Origin of the sequence: Kitasatospora sp. NBC_00315, from assembly GCF_041435095.1 — a bacterium.
Lineage (GTDB): Bacteria > Actinomycetota > Actinomycetes > Streptomycetales > Streptomycetaceae > Kitasatospora.
Genome location: NZ_CP108025.1, coordinates 5739971 through 5756723 on the forward strand (window position 1 = coordinate 5739971; position 16753 = coordinate 5756723).

Sequence of the window (16753 nt, forward strand, 5' to 3'; positions counted from 1 at the left end):
AGAGTCGCGCACGGCCCCGAGGGGATGCCCGTGGAGCTCGCCGCGCCAGCCGGTCCTACGCCCGCCCGGACCCCCGACACCCCCGCCGACACCGACTTCACCGACCCCCTCGCCGACACCGACTTACCCGGGGGCCCCGAGGGGACGCCCGAGGACTCGGACGCGCTCGACGGCCCCGAGGCCGCCGAGCCGCCGGAGCCGGCCGAGGAGGACGAGGGCGCCCCGGCGGCCCTCCCGGGCGTCGCCACCGGGCCGTCCGCCGACCTGTTCCGCCAGTACCTGCGCGAGATCGGCCGGGTCCGCCTGCTGACCGCCGCGGAGGAGGTCGAACTCGCCCGCGAGGTCGAGGCCGGGGTGTTCGCCGAGGAGCACCTCGACCGCAACCCGGAGCCGGACGAGCGGCTCGCCGCCGACCTCGACCGCCTGGTGGTGATCGGCCGGATCGCCAAACGGCGGCTGATCGAGGCCAACCTGCGGCTGGTGGTCTCGGTGGCCAAGCGCTACATCGGACGCGGCCTCACCATGCTGGACCTCGTCCAGGAGGGCAACGTGGGGCTGATCCGGGCGGTGGAGAAGTTCGACTACACCCGCGGATACAAGTTCTCCACGTACGCCACCTGGTGGATCCGGCAGGCGATGAGCCGGGCGCTGGCCGACCAGGCCCGCACCATCCGGGTCCCGGTGCACGTCGTCGAACTGATCAACCGGGTCGTACGGATCCAGCGGGCGCTGCTCCAGGAGCGCGGCGCCGAGCCCGGGCCGGCCGAGATAGCCGCCGTCCTGCAGCTCCCGGAGACCCGGATCCGGGAGGTGCTGCGTCTCGCCCAGGAGCCCATCTCGCTGCACACCCCGGTGGGCGAGGAGGAGGACGTCGCGTTCGGGGACCTCATCGAGGACGCCGACGCCGCCTCACCCGTCGAGTCGGCCTCGTTCCTGCTGCTGCGCCGGCACCTGGAGGCCGTGCTGGACACCCTGGGCGAGCGCGAGCGACAGGTCGTGCAGCTCCGGTACGGCCTGGACGACGGTCGGCCCCGCACCCTGGAGGAGATCGGCCACGTCTTCGGGGTCACCCGCGAGCGGATCCGCCAGATCGAGTCGAAGACGCTGGCCAAGCTGCGCGACCACGCCTTCGCGGAGCAGCTCCGCGGCTACCTGGACTGACCGGGCCCGTCGGCATCGACCGGCTGCTTCCCGGCTCCGGCCCGGTCCGCCTCCGCCCGGCACGGCCCTCGTCGCGATCCCGCGCGCGGGGCCCGCTCAGTGGTGGAAGGCGGTCCTGGCGGGCATCCCGAATTCCTTCAGGGGGCCGGGCTGGTTGCGGAGCTCGGGAAGCAGCCGGTCGATGTCGGCGAGCAACAGCTCGGCCAGGTCGCGGGAGAAGCCGTTGCGGCACACCACTCGCAGCACCGCGAGGTCGGTGCGGTTCTCGGGGAAGGTGTACGCGGGCACCTGCCAGCCCCGTTCGCGCAGCCGGCGGGAGACGTCGAAGACGTCGAACGGGACGTCCCCGGTGGTGGTGAAGGCGAAGACCGGCAGCTCGTCCCCCCGCGTGATCAGCCGGAAGCAGCCGCGCGCCTCGACGGCGTCCGCCAGGTACCGCGCCACGTCCCGGCAGGACTGCTGGACCGCCCGGTAGCCGTCGTGGCCGAGCCGCAGGAAGGTGTAGTACTGGGCGACCACCTCGGCGCCGGGGCGGGAGAAGTTCAGCGCGAACGTGGGCATCTCGCCGCCCAGGTAGTTCACCCGGAACACCAGCTCCTCGGGCAGGGCCAGGTGGTCGCGCCAGAGCGCCCACCCGACGCCCGGGTAGACCAGCCCGTACTTGTGGCCGGAGGTGTTGATCGAGGACACCCGCGGCAGCCGGAAGTCCCAGACCAGCTCCGGGTCGATGAACGGCGCGACCATCGCGCCGGAGGCGCCGTCCACGTGCACGGGGACGTCCAGGCCGGTGCGCTGCTGGAGGTCGTCGAGCGCCGCGCAGATCTCCGCGACCGGCTCGTAGCTGCCGTCGAACGTGGAGCCGAGGATGGCGACCACGCCGATGGTGTCCTCGTCGCAGAGCGCCGGCGCCTGCTCGGCGCCCAGGTGGAAGCGCTCGCCCTCCATCGGGGCGGTGCGGGCCTCGACCTCCCAGAAGTTGCAGAACTTCTCCCAGCAGACCTGGACGTTGACCCCCATCACCAGGTTCGGCCGGGCCCCGGCGGCGTACCGCTCCGGGTTGCGGCGCATCCAGCGGCGCTTGAGGGCCATGCCCGCCAGCATGCAGGCCTCGCTGGAGCCGGTGGTGGAGCAGCCGACCGCGCCGGCCGGGTCGGGAGCGTGCCAGAGGTCGGCCAGGATCGCCACGCAGCGCCGCTCCAGTTCGGCGGTCTGCGGGTACTCGTCCTTGTCGATCATGTTCTTGTCGGCGCACTCGGCCATCAGCCTGGTCGCCTGCACCTCCATCGAGGTGGTGACGAAGGTGGCCAGGTTGAGCTTGGCGTTGCCGTCGAGCATCAGTTCGTCGTGGATCAGCTGGTACGCGCTGTCCGCCGGCACCGGCCCCTGCGCGAGCCGGTGCACCGGCGGTGCCAGCTCCATCGACCCCAGCGGATCGGCCGTGCCGATGAACGGGCTCACCGTCAGCCGCCGGTCGTCGTCGACTCCCTTGTGCAGCGCCATGTGAGGTGTCGCCCTTCGGTCCGGTGGCCGCGTCCCGATCCACGCTGCCACCGGTCCGCAGGGGCCGCATCTTCCGCGACGGCCGGGCGGGCGACGCCGGACTCAGCCCGAGGTCTCCGGGTGGATCTGCTCGCGGGCGGCCGCGTACTGCCCGCGCACCGCCGAGCCGACCGGCAGGTCCTGCTCCTGGTCGGGGGTGGTGGTCACGGCGTCCGGCAGCTCCCACTGCGGGGGCTCGGCGCTCCCGGCCAGCGCCCACGCGGCCTGCCGGGCGGCGCCCCGGGCCGCGTGGTCGCCCGGGGCGGGGACGACGACGGGGACGCCGAAGAGCTGCGGGGCGATCTGCCGGACGGCGGGCAGCCGACCGGCCGCGCCGAGCAGGAACACCCGGCGGACCCCGACGCCCTTGGCCCGCAGGACGTCCAGCGCGTCCGCGATGTTGCAGAGCATGCCCTCGACCGCGGCCCGCGCCAGGTGCTGGGGCGTCATCGACTCGGCCCGCAGACCGGTCAGCGTGCCCGCCGCGTGGGGCAGTTGCGGCGTCCGCTCGCCGTCCAGGTACGGCAGCAGCACCACCCCGTACGCGCCGGGCGAGGACTGCAGGGCCAGCTCGCTGAGCCCCTCCAGATCCTGGCCGAGCATCGCGGCGGTGGAGCGCAGCACCTGGGCGGCGTTGAGCGTGCCGACCATCGGCAGGTGGTGGCCGGTGGCGTCGGCGAAGGAGGAGACGATGCCGGAGGCGTCCACCACCGCGCGGTCGTGGACCGCGAAGATCGTGCCGTTGCCGCCGATCGACACCACCGCGTCGCCGGGGCCGAGACCCAGGCCCAGCGCCGCCGCCATGTTGTCGCCGGTGCCGGCCGAGATCAGCAGGCCCTCGGGGGTGTGACCGGCCGGCTCGGCGGGGCCGAGGACGTCCGGCAGACGCAGTTCGTGGCCGAGCGCGAGCTTGACGAGATCCTGGCGGTACTCGCCGGTGATCGGCGACCAGTAGCCGGTGCCGGAGGCGTCGCCCCGGTCGGTGGTACGCCGCTGCGGGTGGCCGAGCAGCTGCCAGACCAGCCAGTCGTGCGGCAGCAGCACCTCGGCGACCCGGCGCGCCGCGGCGGGTTCGAACTCGGCCAGCCAGCGGAGCTTGGCGATGGTGTAGGTGGAGGCCGGGACGGCCCCGATGGCCCGGGTCCAGGCGGCGGGGCCGCCCAGGGCGTCCACCAGAGCGGCGGCGGCGCCGGAGGCGCGGGGGTCGTTCCACAGAATGGCGGGGCGCACCAGGACGCCGCCCGCGTCCAGGCCGATCATGCCGTGCTGCTGCGCGCAGACGCCGATCGCCCGGACCCCTTCCAGCAGGCCCCCGGCGGCGGCCTCGCCGAGCGAGTGCAGCCAGAGCTGCGGATCGGTCTCGGTGGCCCGGGCGTCCGGCCCCTCGGGGGCGGGGTGCGGGGCCTTGCCCGCGCGCAGCACGGCTCCGGTGTCGGCGTCGCACGCGACGATCCTGGTGCGGTTGGTCGAACTGTCTATCCCCGCGACGATGGCCATGTCGAGATCATCCCTCAGCGTGCGCCCGGACGCGGCCGGGCGGCGCAAGTGTTGCCCACTCGGTACCGGGCGGTAAGGTCCGCCCCGCCCCGGCCCGGAGGGCCGGCGCCGGGCCCGGTGCCCGCGTCACTCACGGGCGGAACGTCCCCCAACTGTCGTCCTCCAGCTGCTGGCGGTGGTTGAAGTACGGCACCCGGTCGGTCAGCGAGTTCGGCAGCCGGTCGCCGACCTTGTCCGCCACGGCCCCCGCCGCCTTGCCGGCCGCGGCGCCGGCCTGGTGTTTGGCCTTGTCGGCGGCGCTCTGCACCTTGGGGTTCTGCGCCACCCGCCGGGTGGCGCTCGCGATCTGCTCGTACCGCTGCCGGCCGGCCTTGGTGCCAAGGACGTACCCGGCCGCGAGCCCCACGACGAAACTCAGCTTCCACATACTCGTTCCTACCCTTCCTCGCGAACTGTGCCGCAGTGCCCTACCCGCCGTTCGCGGGGGCGAATCGTCCGTGTCCTCAGCATCCCCGGCGCGCGGGCCGCCCGCGCGCCGGGCGCGCCGGGCGGGGGCCCCGGGCCGGTACGCGGAAAGCGATTGGCGGACCACCCCCCTGAGTGCGCTAATGTATGACCCGCAGCGAGCGCCGACGGACCGGGACGACCGGAACGGCGGCGGACAGCTCAATCCCGCATAGCTCAATTGGCAGAGCAGCCGGCTGTTAACCGGCAGGTTTTTGGTTCGAGTCCAAATGCGGGAGCTCAGGTAGCCTGGTCCGAGTGGCCGGTCGTCCTGGCCCAGCAGTTCCGCAGGTGCAATCCCGCATAGCTCAATTGGCAGAGCAGCCGGCTGTTAACCGGCAGGTTTTTGGTTCGAGTCCAAATGCGGGAGCTTCACCGGGTCCGTCCCGGTGTGTGCTCAGAGCGAAGGCCCCCCGGTCAGCCCGGGGGGCCTTCGTGTTACCGGGTCTTCGTGTTACCGGGTCTTCGTGAGGCCGGGCCTTGGCGGCGCCGGGCCACCCCGACCACCCGGCGCCCCGTTTACCCGGCCGCCCGGTGGTAGAGCTGGGTGACCCGGTCGTCGAAGGTGATGCTGTACGAGACGCGGTCGGTGTCCCCGCCCTCCTGGTAGCCGCCGATGACACCGACCACCTGGCCGTCGGAGGTCACCCAGGGGCTGCCGCTGGTGCCGTTGGCGTAGCCGTCGCAGTCGAAGCGCTCCTGGGTGGGGCTCTGCGAGGCCGTCCGGGCGGAGCAGGTGATCGGTTCCTCGGCCGCGTACGGGTAGCCGGTCACCGAGACCGCCACCCCGAAGCCGTCGGTGCCGCCCAGGGCGTTCGCCCCCACCACGTCCTCGATCTGCCGGCCGCCCACCGGCCGCACGGTGACGAACGCCACGTCGTACTCCGGGTCCAGGTCCTCCGTCCAGCGCCGGTCGACCGTCACCGCGTCGACCGGCCAGCTGCCGTAGGGGGCGAGGCCCTTGCGGTAGCCGGGGGTGAAGACCAGGTCCTCCGGCGGTCCGCCCTGCCCGTCGTCCACGCAGTGGGCCGCGGTGACCAGCAGGTCGCGGCGGGTGCTGTGCACCACGCTGGCCGTGCACGCCCGGGGGCCCTGCGCGGTGCCGACGGAGAGGGTGCCGATGCGGTCGCCCGCGGCGTCCCGGGGCATGGTACGGGCGCTGGGAGCGGGCGGCGGCTGCTCGCCCTCGCCTCCGCAGGCGGCGGCCGTCAGCACCACGGCGGCCAGCAGCAGGGCGGGTGTGTGGGCCGGCCGCCACAGGGCGGTCGGCCGTCCGGGCCGGTCCGGTCCGGGCGCCATCGGGACTCCGTCTCTCGTCCGCGTGCGGGGCACGCATCGGCTGTACGGGCGCGGGGTGACTCTCGTGCGGGTGCGGGTGCGGGTGCGGGTGCGGGTGCGGGTGCGGGTGCGGGTGCGGGTGCTCGGGGTGGGGTCGGGCGCGGGGCGGGGTGGGGTCGGGCGCGGGTTCCGGGCCGAGGGCCGGCCCCCGGGCCGGTGTGCGCCGGTGCGTCCCCGAGGAAGATCTACCAGGCCGGCCCGGGGTGGCGCCACCGCCACGGCCGGTCAGCCGGTCGCCCGGTCGTACAGGGCCTGGACGCCGTCCCCGAAGTAGCAGGTGTACGAGATGTCGGGGGTGTCGCCGCCCTCCTGGTAGCCGCCGATCACGCCGACCACGGTGCCCGTCCGGGTGGTCGGGTCGAAGTCCGTCACCCAGGGGCTGCCGCTGGTGCCGCCGGTGTAGTCCGGACAGTCGATCCGCAGCTGGGTCGGGCTCTGTTCGGCGGTGGTGTTGGCGCAGGTGATCGGGACGTCTCCGCTGCTCGGATAGCCCGTCACCTTCACCGGCAGTTCGTACCCCTGGTCGACGCCGAGCCGGTTGGCGCCCAGTACCTGCTGCACCTGCTGCCCGTTCTGCGCCTGGACGACCGCGAAGGCGACGTCCATGTCGGGGTCGGCGGAGTCCTGCCAGCTCCGGTCGACGGTCACCGAGAGCAGCGGCCACACGCCGCTCGGTGTGTCGCCGGCCCGGTAGCCGGGGGCGAACACCAGGTCGCTGCGCTGTCCCAGCCCGGGGTCGTAGACGCAGTGCGCGGCCGTCACGATCAGGTTCAGCCCGGCGCTGTCCACGACGCTCGCGGTGCAGAAGTGGTCGCCGCCCGCGTTGTGCGTGAAGACGGCGCCGACCAGGCCGTTCAGGACGGTGGGATCGGCCGTTCGCGTGGTCCCGGGATGCTCGGCCACAGCGGCGCGGATGCGGTCCCTGGACCAGCCGTGCCCACCCCCTGCCCCGCTCGGCGCGGAGCCCTGCGACCGCCCGGCTCCCGAGGAGGACGCGGACCCGCCCGGCGTCCCCGTACCGCCCGTGCCGCCCGTGCCGCCAGACTCGCAGGCCGCGCAGCCGAGGGCGAGGGCGAGGGCGAGGGGAAACGCGAGGGTGAGGGCCCCGACGGACGGCTCACGCATCGTCATCCGGCACCGCCCCTCCGCCGCACCGCGCCGGCCGCCACCGCGCCCGCCGTCGGCTCCACGCTCGGGCCGGGAGACCCGTGCCGCCACCAGGATTCGCCCGGACGGGGAGGGGGGCGGACTCGAACACCCGTGCGCGCCCCCGGCGCGCACCACGAGTGATCGACCGGCTATGCTGCCCGGGACGGCCTTCCGGGGCCGTCTGCTGCTGCCCCGGAGCACCATCGACGGGCACGGCGAACCGGGGCGGTAGCTCAGCCGGTTAGAGCAGGGGACTCATAATCCCTTGGTCGTGGGTTCGAGTCCCACCCGCCCCACACTGAAGCGTGACGGACCGTTCGACGTGATGCCGGGTTGACCTGCGAAAACGCCGGGTTGCACGCTGGCACTCTAGCCGCCGAGCAGGCCCGCCGGGGTTGCGACACTCCGGGATCGGTCCCGCCGGTGGACATGGACCGGACACGGCGCCGCAGGGCGGACGCGAGCCGGCGTCCGGCCGGGAGGCGCCCGGCCGGACGTGTTCGGAGTCGGGCCGGGGCCGGTCAGAAGTCCGCGTACTCGCGGATCGCGGTGATCTTGCCGCCGGCGTCGAGGGTGATCTGGTAGGCCCCCGAGCCGCAGCCGAGGTGGTCGGCGGTGTCGTCCGCGCAACGCACGATCCGTTCGGTCAGCTTGGCGAGCGAGATCGCCTGCGGCTGCAGGTCCACCGCCACCTCGGCCTTGGCACCGGCGGCGAAGGTGTAGGACTTCTCCGCGCCGTTCGGCCACCAGCCGAAGTCGGGCTGGGTGCACTCCAGCAGGGCGTCCTTCGCGGAGATCGCGGTCGCCGTGGTGCGCGTGGTCGGGAGGATGTTCCGGTGGCCCGCCGCCAGCGGCTTGCCGGTGGCTCCGCAGCCGTCCTTCTGGACCCCGGTCGGCGTGGCCGCGCCGCTCGCCCCGCCGGTGGCCGGCTTGCTGCTCGCCGGGGCCGGGGCCGGGGCCGGCGCCGTGGTCGCAGCGGTCTCCGGGGCGGCGCCGGCGTCGGTGGCCGCGGGGGCGGGCGCGGCCTGCGTACCGGCGGTGGCCGGGCCCGCGTTGTCGGTGTCGTTGTTGCACGCGGTCAGGGTGAGGGCGGCCGCGGCGGCGGCGACGGCCCAGAGAACTCGACGAGATGACACGGTTGTTGATCCCCCGGAGGTGACACGTTTCGGATGCTCCGAACTGACGATCGGACAGACTACCGCCGGGCCGGAGCATGTCACCTCCGGGGCACGGTCCGGTACGTGATCCGGACACCGGCCGGCCCCGCGCGGGGCCGGCCGCCGCGGACCGCAGGGCCCGCGGCGGCACCCGTGGGCCTACTCCACGCCGTTGCGCCGGTAGGGGTGGTAGCTGGTGTCGCCGTGGAAGTACGGGTACGGGATCACGTGCGAGACGCAGCCGGCCGAGCCGCTGTCCTCGATGCCGATGTACTCGGTGTGCGCGGCGTTCGCCCAGCCGCCGAAGATCAGCGTGTGGTCACCGGCGATCATCGCGTCGCCGGGCCGGAGGTCGCCCTTGCCGATCTGGTGCGAGACGCTGGGCTTCATCAGACCGTAGGTGTCCAGGCCCGGCCCGGGCAGGCCCCAGGCGCAGGAGACGAGGCCGGAGCAGTCGACGCGGTAGCCGTTCGTCTCGGCGCTCTGGCTGTAGCCGAGCTTGTGCTCGGCGCGCTCCAGCGCCCGCTCGACGATCCCCTTGCGGTCGTCCGAGAGCCCGTCGAGGTTGGGCGCCTTGATGACGCCGTCGCCGTGGCCGTTCGTCCGGTGCGGGTGGTGCTTCGAGGGCCAGTCCTCCCAGCCCTTGGCGCCGTACAGGTACTTGGTGCTCCAGTCGCCCCTGCTGAGGTCCTTGAGGTGACCGCCGTCGTGCTTGCCACCGGGAGCGCCTGCGTCGCCGCTGCCACCGCCGCTGCCACCGCTGCCGCCACTTCCACCGCCGCCGTCGTCGCCGGAGTGCGAACCGCCGCCGCCGCCGCTTCCGCCGCCGCCGTGCTTGCCGCCGCCGCCCGGACCGGGAGCGGGCGCGGGGGGTGCGGGCTTGGGGGGTGTGGGCGCGGTCACCGGCGGCTTGGGCTTCAGCGACTCCACGATCTTGCGCTCGATCGCCTCGTACTCGCTGATCACGGCCTTGATCTTCTGGGCGTCCGCGGCCAGCTCGGAGGTCAGCTGCTGCTTGGCCTGGGCCAGCGCGCCGGCCTCGGAGGCGATCTTCTTGGCGTCCTTCATGACCTCCAGCGCCGCCCCGAATCCGGGCAGGCCGGCGAAGGCGCTGGCCGCGAGGTCGACCTCGGTGGCCCGGACGACGGCGGCCTTGATCTGGTCGAGCTTCTTGGTCATCTCGCCCATGCGTTCACTGACGTTCTGCCAGTCCTGCTGGATCTTGCCGATTTCCATCATCTGGTAGCCGAACTGATCGCTGGCCATGTCGTTCGATCCCCCTGGTTCTCGTGCGGTGGTCCTGCGGTGCGCCGGGGCGGGCAGGCCCGCGGACGTCGCGGTGGCGCCGCTCCGGCTGTCGTGGGCGGCGCGAAGGTGCCGGTCCGGTCAGAAGACGTTGTTGAGACGCTCGACCGACTTGCCCAGCTCCGCGAGGTGGTCGCTCACGGCTCCGAGCTCGCGGACCCGCCCGTGGGCGTGGCTGACGAAGGCGTCCGCCGCCGGACCGTGCCAGGTCAGCTGACCGAGCGCGGTGTTGATGTCCTTGCTCAGGGTGTCGACCTGCTTGGCGAGTTCGGCGAGTTCCTGGGCGATCTGGTGCAGGTCGCCCTCGCCGAACATCTCGTTCAGGGCCCAGTGCGCGATCTCGGCGGGTGCCATGACCACGTCTTTGACGACCTCGGTCGCACCGTCCCATGCCTTGCTGATGAAGTTCATTCCCGCTCCCCCGTGCACCAGCCATATATGATAATCGGTCAAAAGGCTAGCGGACGTCCTGCCCCACGGGGAGACCCGGTCCCGCCCCGGCTGCGGCCGGGGGCGCCCGGGAGTGCTCCGCGACGGCCGCCCCGGGCCGGGTGTCCGGGGCCCGTACCCGGCGCCCCGCCCGCCCGGAGGCAGCGGGGAGTGGGCGGCCCTCGCGGCTCGCCGGATGCGCGACGGGCCGTCCCGTCGGCCCGTCGCGCATAGTGGGAGCCATGGAACCAGGCCCCCGCGAGGCTCTCCGCAGGCCGCTCGCCCGGCGGGCGGTGCTGCTCGGCGGTGTCGGCGCGCTGCTGGGAGCGGCCGGCTGCGGCGGACACGGCGCCGACGCGGGCGCCTCACCCGGCGGTACGGCGGGTGCGACCACGCCGACGCCCGCGTCCGCACCCGGCTCCCCGCCCGCGTCCGCACCCGGCTCCCCGCCCGGGGCGTCCACCGCAGGCGCCTCCCCGCCCGCCACGGCGTCGTCCGCCGCGCCCGGGGCGCTGCCGGCGACCACCCCGTGGCTCCCGGGCGCCGGTGAGGTGGAGCCGGACGTCAAACTGCGCGCCGTCCAGCTCGTCGAGGCACTGGGGGCCTGGCCCGACGGCGGCGAGGGTGTGCAGGTGGCCCGCGCCCGCGTGACCGCGCTGGGGCTCGACCCGGCGTTGGCCGACCAGGCGGGCGCGCTGCTGCCGGCCGCCGAGCGGGCGGCCCTCCAGGTGCTCGACGCCCAGTACGGCGGGATCCTGGCGAGCAGCGCCAGCGTCCTGGTGGTCTGCCGTCAGTGGACGGCGGCGGCCGACGGGGGCGTGACGGCGGGCGGCACCACCGCCGACGTACGGCTCGCCCGTGCGTCGCCCCGCTGGACGGTGACCGCCCTGCACCCGGCCGAGCCCGGTCCGCCGGCCGGCACGCTCTCGCCCGCGGCCCGGGCCGTCCTGGCCGAGGGGCGGATCGTGCTGCCGCCCGCCGCGCTGGCCGACGTGAGCGCCGGATCCGTCCACGACAGCGTGCTGGAGGCGATGCTCACGCTGGCGCGGACGTACACCTACCAGGTCAGTGTGATCCGCTCCGGGCACCCGCTGGACGTCTTCGGGACGACCCGCCCGAGCGACCATCCGCCGGGCCGGGCGTTCGACGTCTGGCAGATCGACGGCCACGCCGTGGTCGACCCGGCCACCGACCGCGCGCTGGTCGACGGCTTCATGCGGGCGGCCGCCGCGGCGGGCTCGTACAACGTCGGGGGCCCGCGGCAGCTCGGCGGGGGCGCGACGGCCAACCAGTTCTTCTCGGACGACACCCACCACGACCACGTGCACGCGGGCTTCCGCACCTGACGGCCTGCCGCTCCCGGAGCGGCGAGCCCCGGACCGCCCTGCCACCCCCGGTCCGGCGACCCCCGGTTCTGCGACCCCCGGTTCTGCGACCCCCGGTCCGGCGGGCCCCGTCCGGCCCGGTCCGGGCGCTCTAGGCTGGCCCGATGCTTGCACCCGCCGCGCTGCCGACCCCGCTCCAGGAGCTCAGCGACCCGATCCTGGCGCGGGCCGGGGTGCGGCTGCGGCTGAAGCGGGACGATCTGCTGCACCCGGCCGTCCCGGGCAACAAGTGGCGCAAGCTGGTGCCCAACCTGGAGCGGGCCCTGGCGGCGGGGCACACCCGGCTGCTCACCTTCGGCGGGGCCTACTCCACCCATCTGCGGGCCACGGCGGCGGCCGCCGAGGCGCTGGGCCTCGGCAGTGTCGGGCTGGTCAGGGGCGCCGAGCTGGCCGGTGCGCCGCGCAACTGGTCGCTGCGGGCGGCCGAGGCGGCCGGGATGGAGCTGGAGTTCCTGACCCGGACCGCGTACCGGGAGATCGTCGGGCGGCCGGACGACCCGGTGCTCGTCCGCGGGCTGACCGGGCGCTGGGGCCGGTGCCTGATCCTGCCGGAGGGCGGCTCCAACGCCGCGGCGGTGACCGGGGCGGCGGCGATCCCGGGTGAGATCCCCGGGCTCGGTGAGCGGGACGTGCTCTGCTGCCCGGTCGGCACCGGGGGCACGCTGGCGGGTGTCGCGGCCGGTCTTCCGCCCGGCGCCCGGGCGCTCGGGGTGGCGGTCCTGCGCGGCGCGGAGGGCTACCTGGAGGGCGAGGTGGCCCGCCTCCACCGGGCCGCGTACGGGCGGGAGTTCGCCAACTGGCGGATCGAGCACGACTACCACGGCGGCGGGTACGGCCGGGTCCCGGCGGAGCTGGAGGAGTTCGCCGCCGGCTTCGAGCAGCGGCACGGGTTGGCGATCGAGCGACGTTACGTCGCCAAGGCGCTGTGGGCGGTGTACGGGCTGGCCGAGACCGGCGCCCTGGCGCCGGGGACCCGGATGACCGTCGTCGTCACCGGTCTGCCGGATCCGCGGTAGCGGCCGGCGGGCGTGGCGCCAGCCCGTCCATCACCAGACCGAACAGGTGGTCGCCGCGAGCGGCGATCGACGGGGCCTGGTCGGAGATCCAGCCCAGTGCGTTGACCAGGGCGAAGAGGTCCGTGCCGTCGACGTCCGGGCGGATCCGTCCGGCGTCCTGCGCGCGGGCGAGCAGCGTCCCGGCGGCCTGCCGCATGGCCAGGCAGGACGCGTGCAGGGGCGAGTCGGCCTCGTTCAGGGTGGCCATCAGCGAGGCGGACAGCCCCCGGTAGGTGCCGGTGCTGAGGGTGAACCCGCGCAGCCACTCGCGCAACGCCTCCTCGGGCGGGCGGTCGGTGCCAAGCTCCACCGCGCGGGCTGCGAGCAGGTCGAAGCGCTCGCGCAGCAGGGTCTCCAGCAGGGCGTCACGGGTCGGGAAGTGCCGGTAGAGCGTCCCGAGGCCGACCTCCGCGCGGCGGGCGACGTCGCGCAGGGAGGCCTGGGTGCCCTGCTCCTCGACGACGGCCCTGGCCGCTTCGAGGATCCGCCCCTGGTTGCGCTGGGCGTCGGCGCGCTGCCCGCGCGGGGCGGGTGGCTCGGCGGTCACGGGTGGCTGGGCGGTCACGGGTGTCTCGGCGGTCACGGGTGTCTCGGCGGTCATGGGTGTTCTCCCGTCGCCGGCGCCGCTTCGCGCGTCCCGCTGCCGCGCGGAATCGCGTCGCCTGCGCCGTGGTCGTCGTCCCGCGCGCCGCGGCGAGGCGTGCGCGGTGCGGTCGCGGTGGTGCCGGAGCGGCTGCGCCGGGCCCTGGGTGTTGACAATCGGAACAGTGCTCCGCTTAGTATTCGGAGCAGCGCTCCGTATTCTACGGGGTGGTCTGCGACCCAGGGGAGAGTCATGACCGGTGCGATGATGCGGGCTGTCCGGATGCACGCCCTCGGCGGCCCGGAGGTGCTGCGGTACGAGGAGGTGCCGCGCCCCGAGCCGGCGGCCGGCGAGGTGCTGGTGCGGGTCCACGCGGCGGGCGTCAACCCGCCGGACTGGTACGCCCGCGGTGGTTTCGCCAACATCCCCGCGGAGGTGCGGGTGCCGGTGCCGCTGCCGCTCATCCCGGGGACGGACGTCTCGGGCGTGGTGGCGGCCCTCGGCCCGGGGGTCACCCGCTGGGCGGTCGGCGACGAGGTGTTCGGACTGCTCAGGTTCCCCTCGATGGCCGGCCGGGGGTACGCGCAGTACACGACGGCGCCGGTGACGGATCTGGCCCGCAAGCCGGCCGGGCTGGGGCACGTCGAGGCCGCCGGCGTCCCGATGGCCGGCCTCACGGCCTACCAGTACCTGTTCGAGCGGATCGGCCTCGACGCGGAGCGGGCGCCGGGCCGGACGGTCCTGGTCAACGGCGCCGCCGGCGGGGTCGGCCACTTCGCCGTCCAGCTGGCCAAGGGGCTCGGCGCACAGGTGATCGGGGTGGCCTCGGGCCGGCACGAGGAGTTCCTGCGCCGTCTCGGGGTCGACCGGTTCGTGGACTACACGACCACCGTCGTCGGGGACGTGGTGCGCGGTGTCGACCACCTGGTCGACACCGTCGGCGGGCCGGACGGCCATCGCCTGCTGCCGGTGATCCGGCCCGGCGGGACGCTCAGCCCCGTCTTCCTGGGGGAGTACCACCGCGAGCGCGCGCACGAGGCGGGCATCACCTTCAAGGGCGGCCAGGTGCGCTCGGACGGGCAGCAGATGGGCGCCCTGGCGGCGCTGATCGAGAGCGGCCGGCTGCGGGTCGGGGTGGACAGCGTCTTCCCGCTGGAACGCGCGGCCGACGCGCACCGGCGCGCCGACCGGGGGCACATCCAGGGCAAGATCGTGCTCCGGGTGGCCGAGGGGGCGTGAACCCCCGGCCTGCCGCCGGCCGTCAGCCGAAGGTGAGGTCGGCGCAAGGGTCGGTGGCGGCGCTGCGGGTGTTGTCGGCGATGCCGGACGGGATGCTCGACGGTATGCCGGTGGGGGCCGCGGAGGCCGTGGAAGCCGTGGCGCTCGTGGCGGCCGCCCGCTGGTCGCGGCCGAGGGTGATCACCACGCCCTCGGCCGCCTCGCCGCTGTCGGCGGTGAGCCGGGCGCCGGGGAAGAGCGCGGCGAGCTGCTCCGCGGCGGCCCGGCTGCCGGGGGTGTAGGCGATCTCGGTGGTGAGCCGGCCACCGCCGGTGGCGCCGATCGTGACGTTGCGGTAGCCCCTGGCCCGCAGCGTGTCGGCGGTACGGGTGGCCGGCCCCGCCGCGTTCGTCCCGTCGACGAGCACGATCGAGGTGTCGGCCGACGCCGGGGTGGGTGTGGCGGGTGAGGCGTGGTCGGCGGTGGAGGCGCCGGTCGACGCTTCGGCGGACGAGCCGGTGGACGGCGCGTCCGGGTCGGTGGAGGCGCCGGAGGGTGCGGCGGAGGCCGGGTCGGTGACCTGGCCGGTGGGCCGGCCGTCCAGCGTCCGGTCCTCGCGCAGCAGGGCCCACAGGGTGTCCACGTCCGGGTGGACCAGGGCGACCCGCTCGCCCGAGAACCGCCAGGGAGTGGTGACGAAGGTGATGTCCGACAGCTTGATGTTCTGCAGCGACTGGGCGAAGTCGACCAGCTTCATCGCGGTGCCCAGGCCCGCGTCGACGGTCAGCGAGCGGGTGGCGGCGTCGGCCAGCGGGAGCAGGGTGGTGAGCGAGAAGCCCTCGCCCTGGACCTTCTTGATCATCGAGGAGAGGAAGGCCTGCTGGCGCTTCATCCGGCCGATGTCGGAGTTGTCGCCGAAGCCGTAGCGGGCGCGCAGGAAGTCGACGGCCGGCTGGCCGGATATCTTCTGCGGGCCCTTGGCGAGGTGGATGTCGTGCGAGTCGACCGCGTTCGGCACGCAGACGTCCACGCCGTTGATGGCCTCGGTCATGGCCGCGACGCCCCGGAAGTCGACCACGACGGTGTGGTCGATCCGCAGGCCGGTGAGCGCCTCCACGGTGTTCTGGGTGCAGGCCGGGTTGCCCTTGGGGAACTCGCCGACGGTGAAGGCCTCGTTGAACATCCGGTTGGTGTGCGGCGTGCTCCACTGGCCGCTCGCCAGCTTGCAGGCCGGGATGGTCACCAGGGTGTCCCGGGGTATCGACACACCGACGGCGTGCCGGTGGTCGGCGTAGATGTGCAGCAGGATCGCCGTGTCGGAGTGCCCGACGCCCACGTCGCCGCCGCCGAGCTGGTCGTTCCCGTCCTCGCGGGTGTCGGAGCCGAGGACGAGCACGTTCACCGGCAGCCGGGCGCCGGGGGTGACCGGAACGGGCGCCGGCGGGCGGCTGGTGGCCACGCCGCCCGGGTCGAAGGTGGTGATGTTGTTGTCGAGGCGGTGGTAGAACCAGGCGCCCGCACCGGCGGTGGAGAGCACCAGGACGGCGGCGAGGCCGACGGCGGTCCGGATGATCCGCCTGCGCCGCGGCCCGACCCGTTCGGTACGGGCCTCGGCCCGGTCCTCGCGGTGGCCGCTCGTGGGATCGCCCATCTCCCCCTGTGCTCTCTCTGCGGCCGGCGGCACGGGGCCGGCGCTCTGGTGTCACAGGTAAGACGCTTCGGCAGAACGTTCGGTTACACGTCGAACGGCCGGAATCGGCCGGTGTGACGGGAGTCACGACCGCCGGGGGGTTGCGTGCGGGTCCGCGCGGCCCGGCCGGCGCGGGAGACCGGACCCCGGGGGCGCGGGGGTGGTGGTCAGTCCGTCCGGTCCGGGAGCGCCGCGGGGCCGACGCCGTCGAGCATCCGGCGCAGCAGGTCGCGCAGCACGGCGCGCTCGTCCGGGGCCAGGGTGGCGAGCGGCTCGCGGGCGAAGTTCAGCGAGTCGCGCAGCTCCTCCGAGGCGGCGGTGCCGGCGTCGGTGGCGGCGACCAGCTTCACCCGGCGGTCGTGCTGGTCGGCCTCCCGGGTGACGAACCCGCGGGACTCCAGCCGGTCCACGATGCCCGTGATGTTGGACGGCTCGCAGCTCAGGGTCTGGGCGATGTGGCGCATCGGCATCGGCCCCCGGCGCAGCAGCGCCAGCACCTTGGCCTGGGCGCCGGTCAGCGAGCGGGCGGCGGCGGCCTCCTCGTACTCGCGATGGAAGAGCGCGACCAGATGCGCCATGAGGTCGACGACCTCACGGGTGATCGCGTCGGTCGGCGGCGGGGAGGCGACCTCGGTCGGCAGCGTGTCCATAGCACCCAGTCTACCTGAACAGTTGACAACATGAACCTTTCACGTCCATCGTTGCTTTAGTGGTTCAACCTTTCATGTGGACCCGATATCCCG

The 16753-nt window shown here is 74.4% G+C and carries 15 protein-coding genes and 3 tRNA genes; 7 read left to right on the forward strand and 11 right to left on the reverse strand.

Annotated elements, in window-relative coordinates; genetic code table 11:
• The first annotated feature begins 24 nt into the window (after positions 1-24).
• On the forward strand, positions 25-1161 hold the full coding sequence (locus OG823_RS23905) for an RNA polymerase sigma factor (protein ID WP_371481692.1): 1137 nt from the start codon (positions 25-27) through the stop codon (positions 1159-1161).
• A gap of 96 nt (positions 1162-1257) precedes the next feature.
• On the opposite strand, the gene OG823_RS23910 is transcribed toward OG823_RS23905, so the two are convergent.
• The 3 genes from OG823_RS23910 to OG823_RS23920 all read right to left on the reverse strand — a co-directional run bounded on the left by OG823_RS23910 (position 1258) and on the right by OG823_RS23920 (position 4624).
• Positions 1258-2661, reverse strand: a complete 1404-nt coding sequence (locus tag OG823_RS23910) for a glutamate decarboxylase (protein WP_371481694.1) — start codon at positions 2659-2661, stop codon at positions 1258-1260.
• A 102-nt stretch (positions 2662-2763) separates the two neighbouring features.
• A complete protein-coding gene (locus tag OG823_RS23915) occupies positions 2764-4197 on the reverse strand; it encodes an FGGY family carbohydrate kinase (protein WP_371481696.1) in 1434 nt (477 codons plus the stop codon).
• Positions 4198-4327: 130 nt separating this feature from the next.
• Complete coding sequence (locus tag OG823_RS23920) at positions 4328-4624, reverse strand: hypothetical protein (RefSeq protein WP_371481698.1); 297 nt, start codon at positions 4622-4624, stop codon at positions 4328-4330.
• A 243-nt stretch (positions 4625-4867) separates the two neighbouring features.
• Here OG823_RS23920 and OG823_RS23925 point away from each other — a divergent pair.
• Together OG823_RS23925 and OG823_RS23930 are read left to right on the forward strand one after the other, a co-directional pair.
• Positions 4868-4940 (forward strand) — tRNA-Asn (locus OG823_RS23925).
• A gap of 58 nt (positions 4941-4998) precedes the next feature.
• A tRNA-Asn gene (locus OG823_RS23930) sits at positions 4999-5071 on the forward strand.
• Positions 5072-5220: 149 nt separating this feature from the next.
• Here the strand turns inward: OG823_RS23930 and OG823_RS23935 are convergent.
• Together OG823_RS23935 and OG823_RS23940 are read right to left on the reverse strand one after the other, a co-directional pair.
• Positions 5221-6000, reverse strand: coding sequence for a serine protease (locus OG823_RS23935; RefSeq protein WP_371481699.1), 780 nt, complete (start codon positions 5998-6000; stop codon positions 5221-5223).
• Positions 6001-6264: 264 nt separating this feature from the next.
• The gene (locus OG823_RS23940) at positions 6265-6942 is read right to left on the reverse strand and encodes a serine protease (protein WP_371481701.1); all 678 of its coding nucleotides are present in this window, start codon (positions 6940-6942) and stop codon (positions 6265-6267) included.
• 468 nt (positions 6943-7410) lie between these two features.
• Here OG823_RS23940 and OG823_RS23945 point away from each other — a divergent pair.
• Positions 7411-7484: transfer RNA gene (locus OG823_RS23945), tRNA-Ile, on the forward strand.
• A gap of 225 nt (positions 7485-7709) precedes the next feature.
• Here the strand turns inward: OG823_RS23945 and OG823_RS23950 are convergent.
• The 3 genes from OG823_RS23950 to OG823_RS23960 all read right to left on the reverse strand — a co-directional run bounded on the left by OG823_RS23950 (position 7710) and on the right by OG823_RS23960 (position 10061).
• Positions 7710-8324, reverse strand: coding sequence for a hypothetical protein (locus OG823_RS23950; protein ID WP_371481703.1), 615 nt, complete (start codon positions 8322-8324; stop codon positions 7710-7712).
• A gap of 180 nt (positions 8325-8504) precedes the next feature.
• Positions 8505-9611 (reverse strand): hypothetical protein, encoded by a 1107-nt coding sequence (locus OG823_RS23955; RefSeq protein WP_371481704.1) that lies wholly within the window; start codon positions 9609-9611, stop codon positions 8505-8507.
• 120 nt (positions 9612-9731) lie between these two features.
• The gene (locus tag OG823_RS23960; RefSeq protein WP_371481706.1) at positions 9732-10061 is read right to left on the reverse strand and encodes a WXG100 family type VII secretion target; all 330 of its coding nucleotides are present in this window, start codon (positions 10059-10061) and stop codon (positions 9732-9734) included.
• A 260-nt stretch (positions 10062-10321) separates the two neighbouring features.
• Between OG823_RS23960 and OG823_RS23965 the strand changes: the two genes are divergently transcribed.
• Positions 10322-11425: a hypothetical protein gene (locus OG823_RS23965; RefSeq protein WP_371481708.1), complete on the forward strand. Its 1104-nt coding sequence runs from the start codon at positions 10322-10324 to the stop codon at positions 11423-11425.
• 143 nt (positions 11426-11568) lie between these two features.
• Positions 11569-12480: a 1-aminocyclopropane-1-carboxylate deaminase/D-cysteine desulfhydrase gene (locus OG823_RS23970; RefSeq protein ID WP_371481710.1), complete on the forward strand. Its 912-nt coding sequence runs from the start codon at positions 11569-11571 to the stop codon at positions 12478-12480.
• On the opposite strand, the gene OG823_RS23975 is transcribed toward OG823_RS23970, so the two are convergent.
• Positions 12455-13120 carry a TetR/AcrR family transcriptional regulator gene (locus OG823_RS23975; protein WP_371481712.1) on the reverse strand — a complete coding sequence of 222 codons (666 nt, stop codon included), beginning with the start codon at positions 13118-13120 and terminating at the stop codon, positions 12455-12457. The two genes, OG823_RS23970 and OG823_RS23975, sit on opposite strands and share 26 nt — an antisense overlap.
• A 234-nt stretch (positions 13121-13354) precedes the next feature.
• Between OG823_RS23975 and OG823_RS23980 the strand changes: the two genes are divergently transcribed.
• A complete protein-coding gene (locus tag OG823_RS23980) occupies positions 13355-14341 on the forward strand; it encodes an NADP-dependent oxidoreductase (protein WP_371481714.1) in 987 nt (328 codons plus the stop codon).
• 22 nt (positions 14342-14363) lie between these two features.
• Here OG823_RS23980 and OG823_RS23985 read toward each other — a convergent pair whose 3' ends face one another.
• Both OG823_RS23985 and OG823_RS23990 read right to left on the reverse strand, forming a co-directional pair.
• Positions 14364-15971, reverse strand: coding sequence for an LCP family protein (locus OG823_RS23985; protein ID WP_371481716.1), 1608 nt, complete (start codon positions 15969-15971; stop codon positions 14364-14366).
• Positions 15972-16177: 206 nt separating this feature from the next.
• On the reverse strand, positions 16178-16660 hold the full coding sequence (locus tag OG823_RS23990; RefSeq protein ID WP_371481718.1) for a MarR family winged helix-turn-helix transcriptional regulator: 483 nt from the start codon (positions 16658-16660) through the stop codon (positions 16178-16180).
• Positions 16661-16753: the final 93 nt, after the last annotated feature.

Bases quoted from the DNA above. Each gene is read 5' to 3' on its own strand.
- OG823_RS23935 (WP_371481699.1), bottom strand. From the start codon at position 6,000: ATGGCGCCCGGACCGGACCGGCCCGGACGGCCGACCGCCCTGTGGCGG.
- OG823_RS23915 (WP_371481696.1), bottom strand. From the start codon at position 4,197: ATGGCCATCGTCGCGGGGATAGACAGTTCGACCAACCGCACCAGGATC.
- OG823_RS23960 (WP_371481706.1), bottom strand. From the start codon at position 10,061: ATGAACTTCATCAGCAAGGCATGGGACGGTGCGACCGAGGTCGTCAAA.
- OG823_RS23975 (WP_371481712.1), bottom strand. From the start codon at position 13,120: ATGACCGCCGAGACACCCGTGACCGCCGAGACACCCGTGACCGCCCAG.
- OG823_RS23910 (WP_371481694.1), bottom strand. From the start codon at position 2,661: ATGGCGCTGCACAAGGGAGTCGACGACGACCGGCGGCTGACGGTGAGC.
- OG823_RS23905 (WP_371481692.1), top strand. From the start codon at position 25: ATGCCCGTGGAGCTCGCCGCGCCAGCCGGTCCTACGCCCGCCCGGACC.
- OG823_RS23980 (WP_371481714.1), top strand. From the start codon at position 13,355: ATGACCGGTGCGATGATGCGGGCTGTCCGGATGCACGCCCTCGGCGGC.
- OG823_RS23920 (WP_371481698.1), bottom strand. From the start codon at position 4,624: ATGTGGAAGCTGAGTTTCGTCGTGGGGCTCGCGGCCGGGTACGTCCTT.
- OG823_RS23990 (WP_371481718.1), bottom strand. From the start codon at position 16,660: ATGGACACGCTGCCGACCGAGGTCGCCTCCCCGCCGCCGACCGACGCG.
- OG823_RS23985 (WP_371481716.1), bottom strand. From the start codon at position 15,971: ATGGGCGATCCCACGAGCGGCCACCGCGAGGACCGGGCCGAGGCCCGT.
- OG823_RS23955 (WP_371481704.1), bottom strand. From the start codon at position 9,611: ATGGCCAGCGATCAGTTCGGCTACCAGATGATGGAAATCGGCAAGATC.
- OG823_RS23970 (WP_371481710.1), top strand. From the start codon at position 11,569: ATGCTTGCACCCGCCGCGCTGCCGACCCCGCTCCAGGAGCTCAGCGAC.
- OG823_RS23965 (WP_371481708.1), top strand. From the start codon at position 10,322: ATGGAACCAGGCCCCCGCGAGGCTCTCCGCAGGCCGCTCGCCCGGCGG.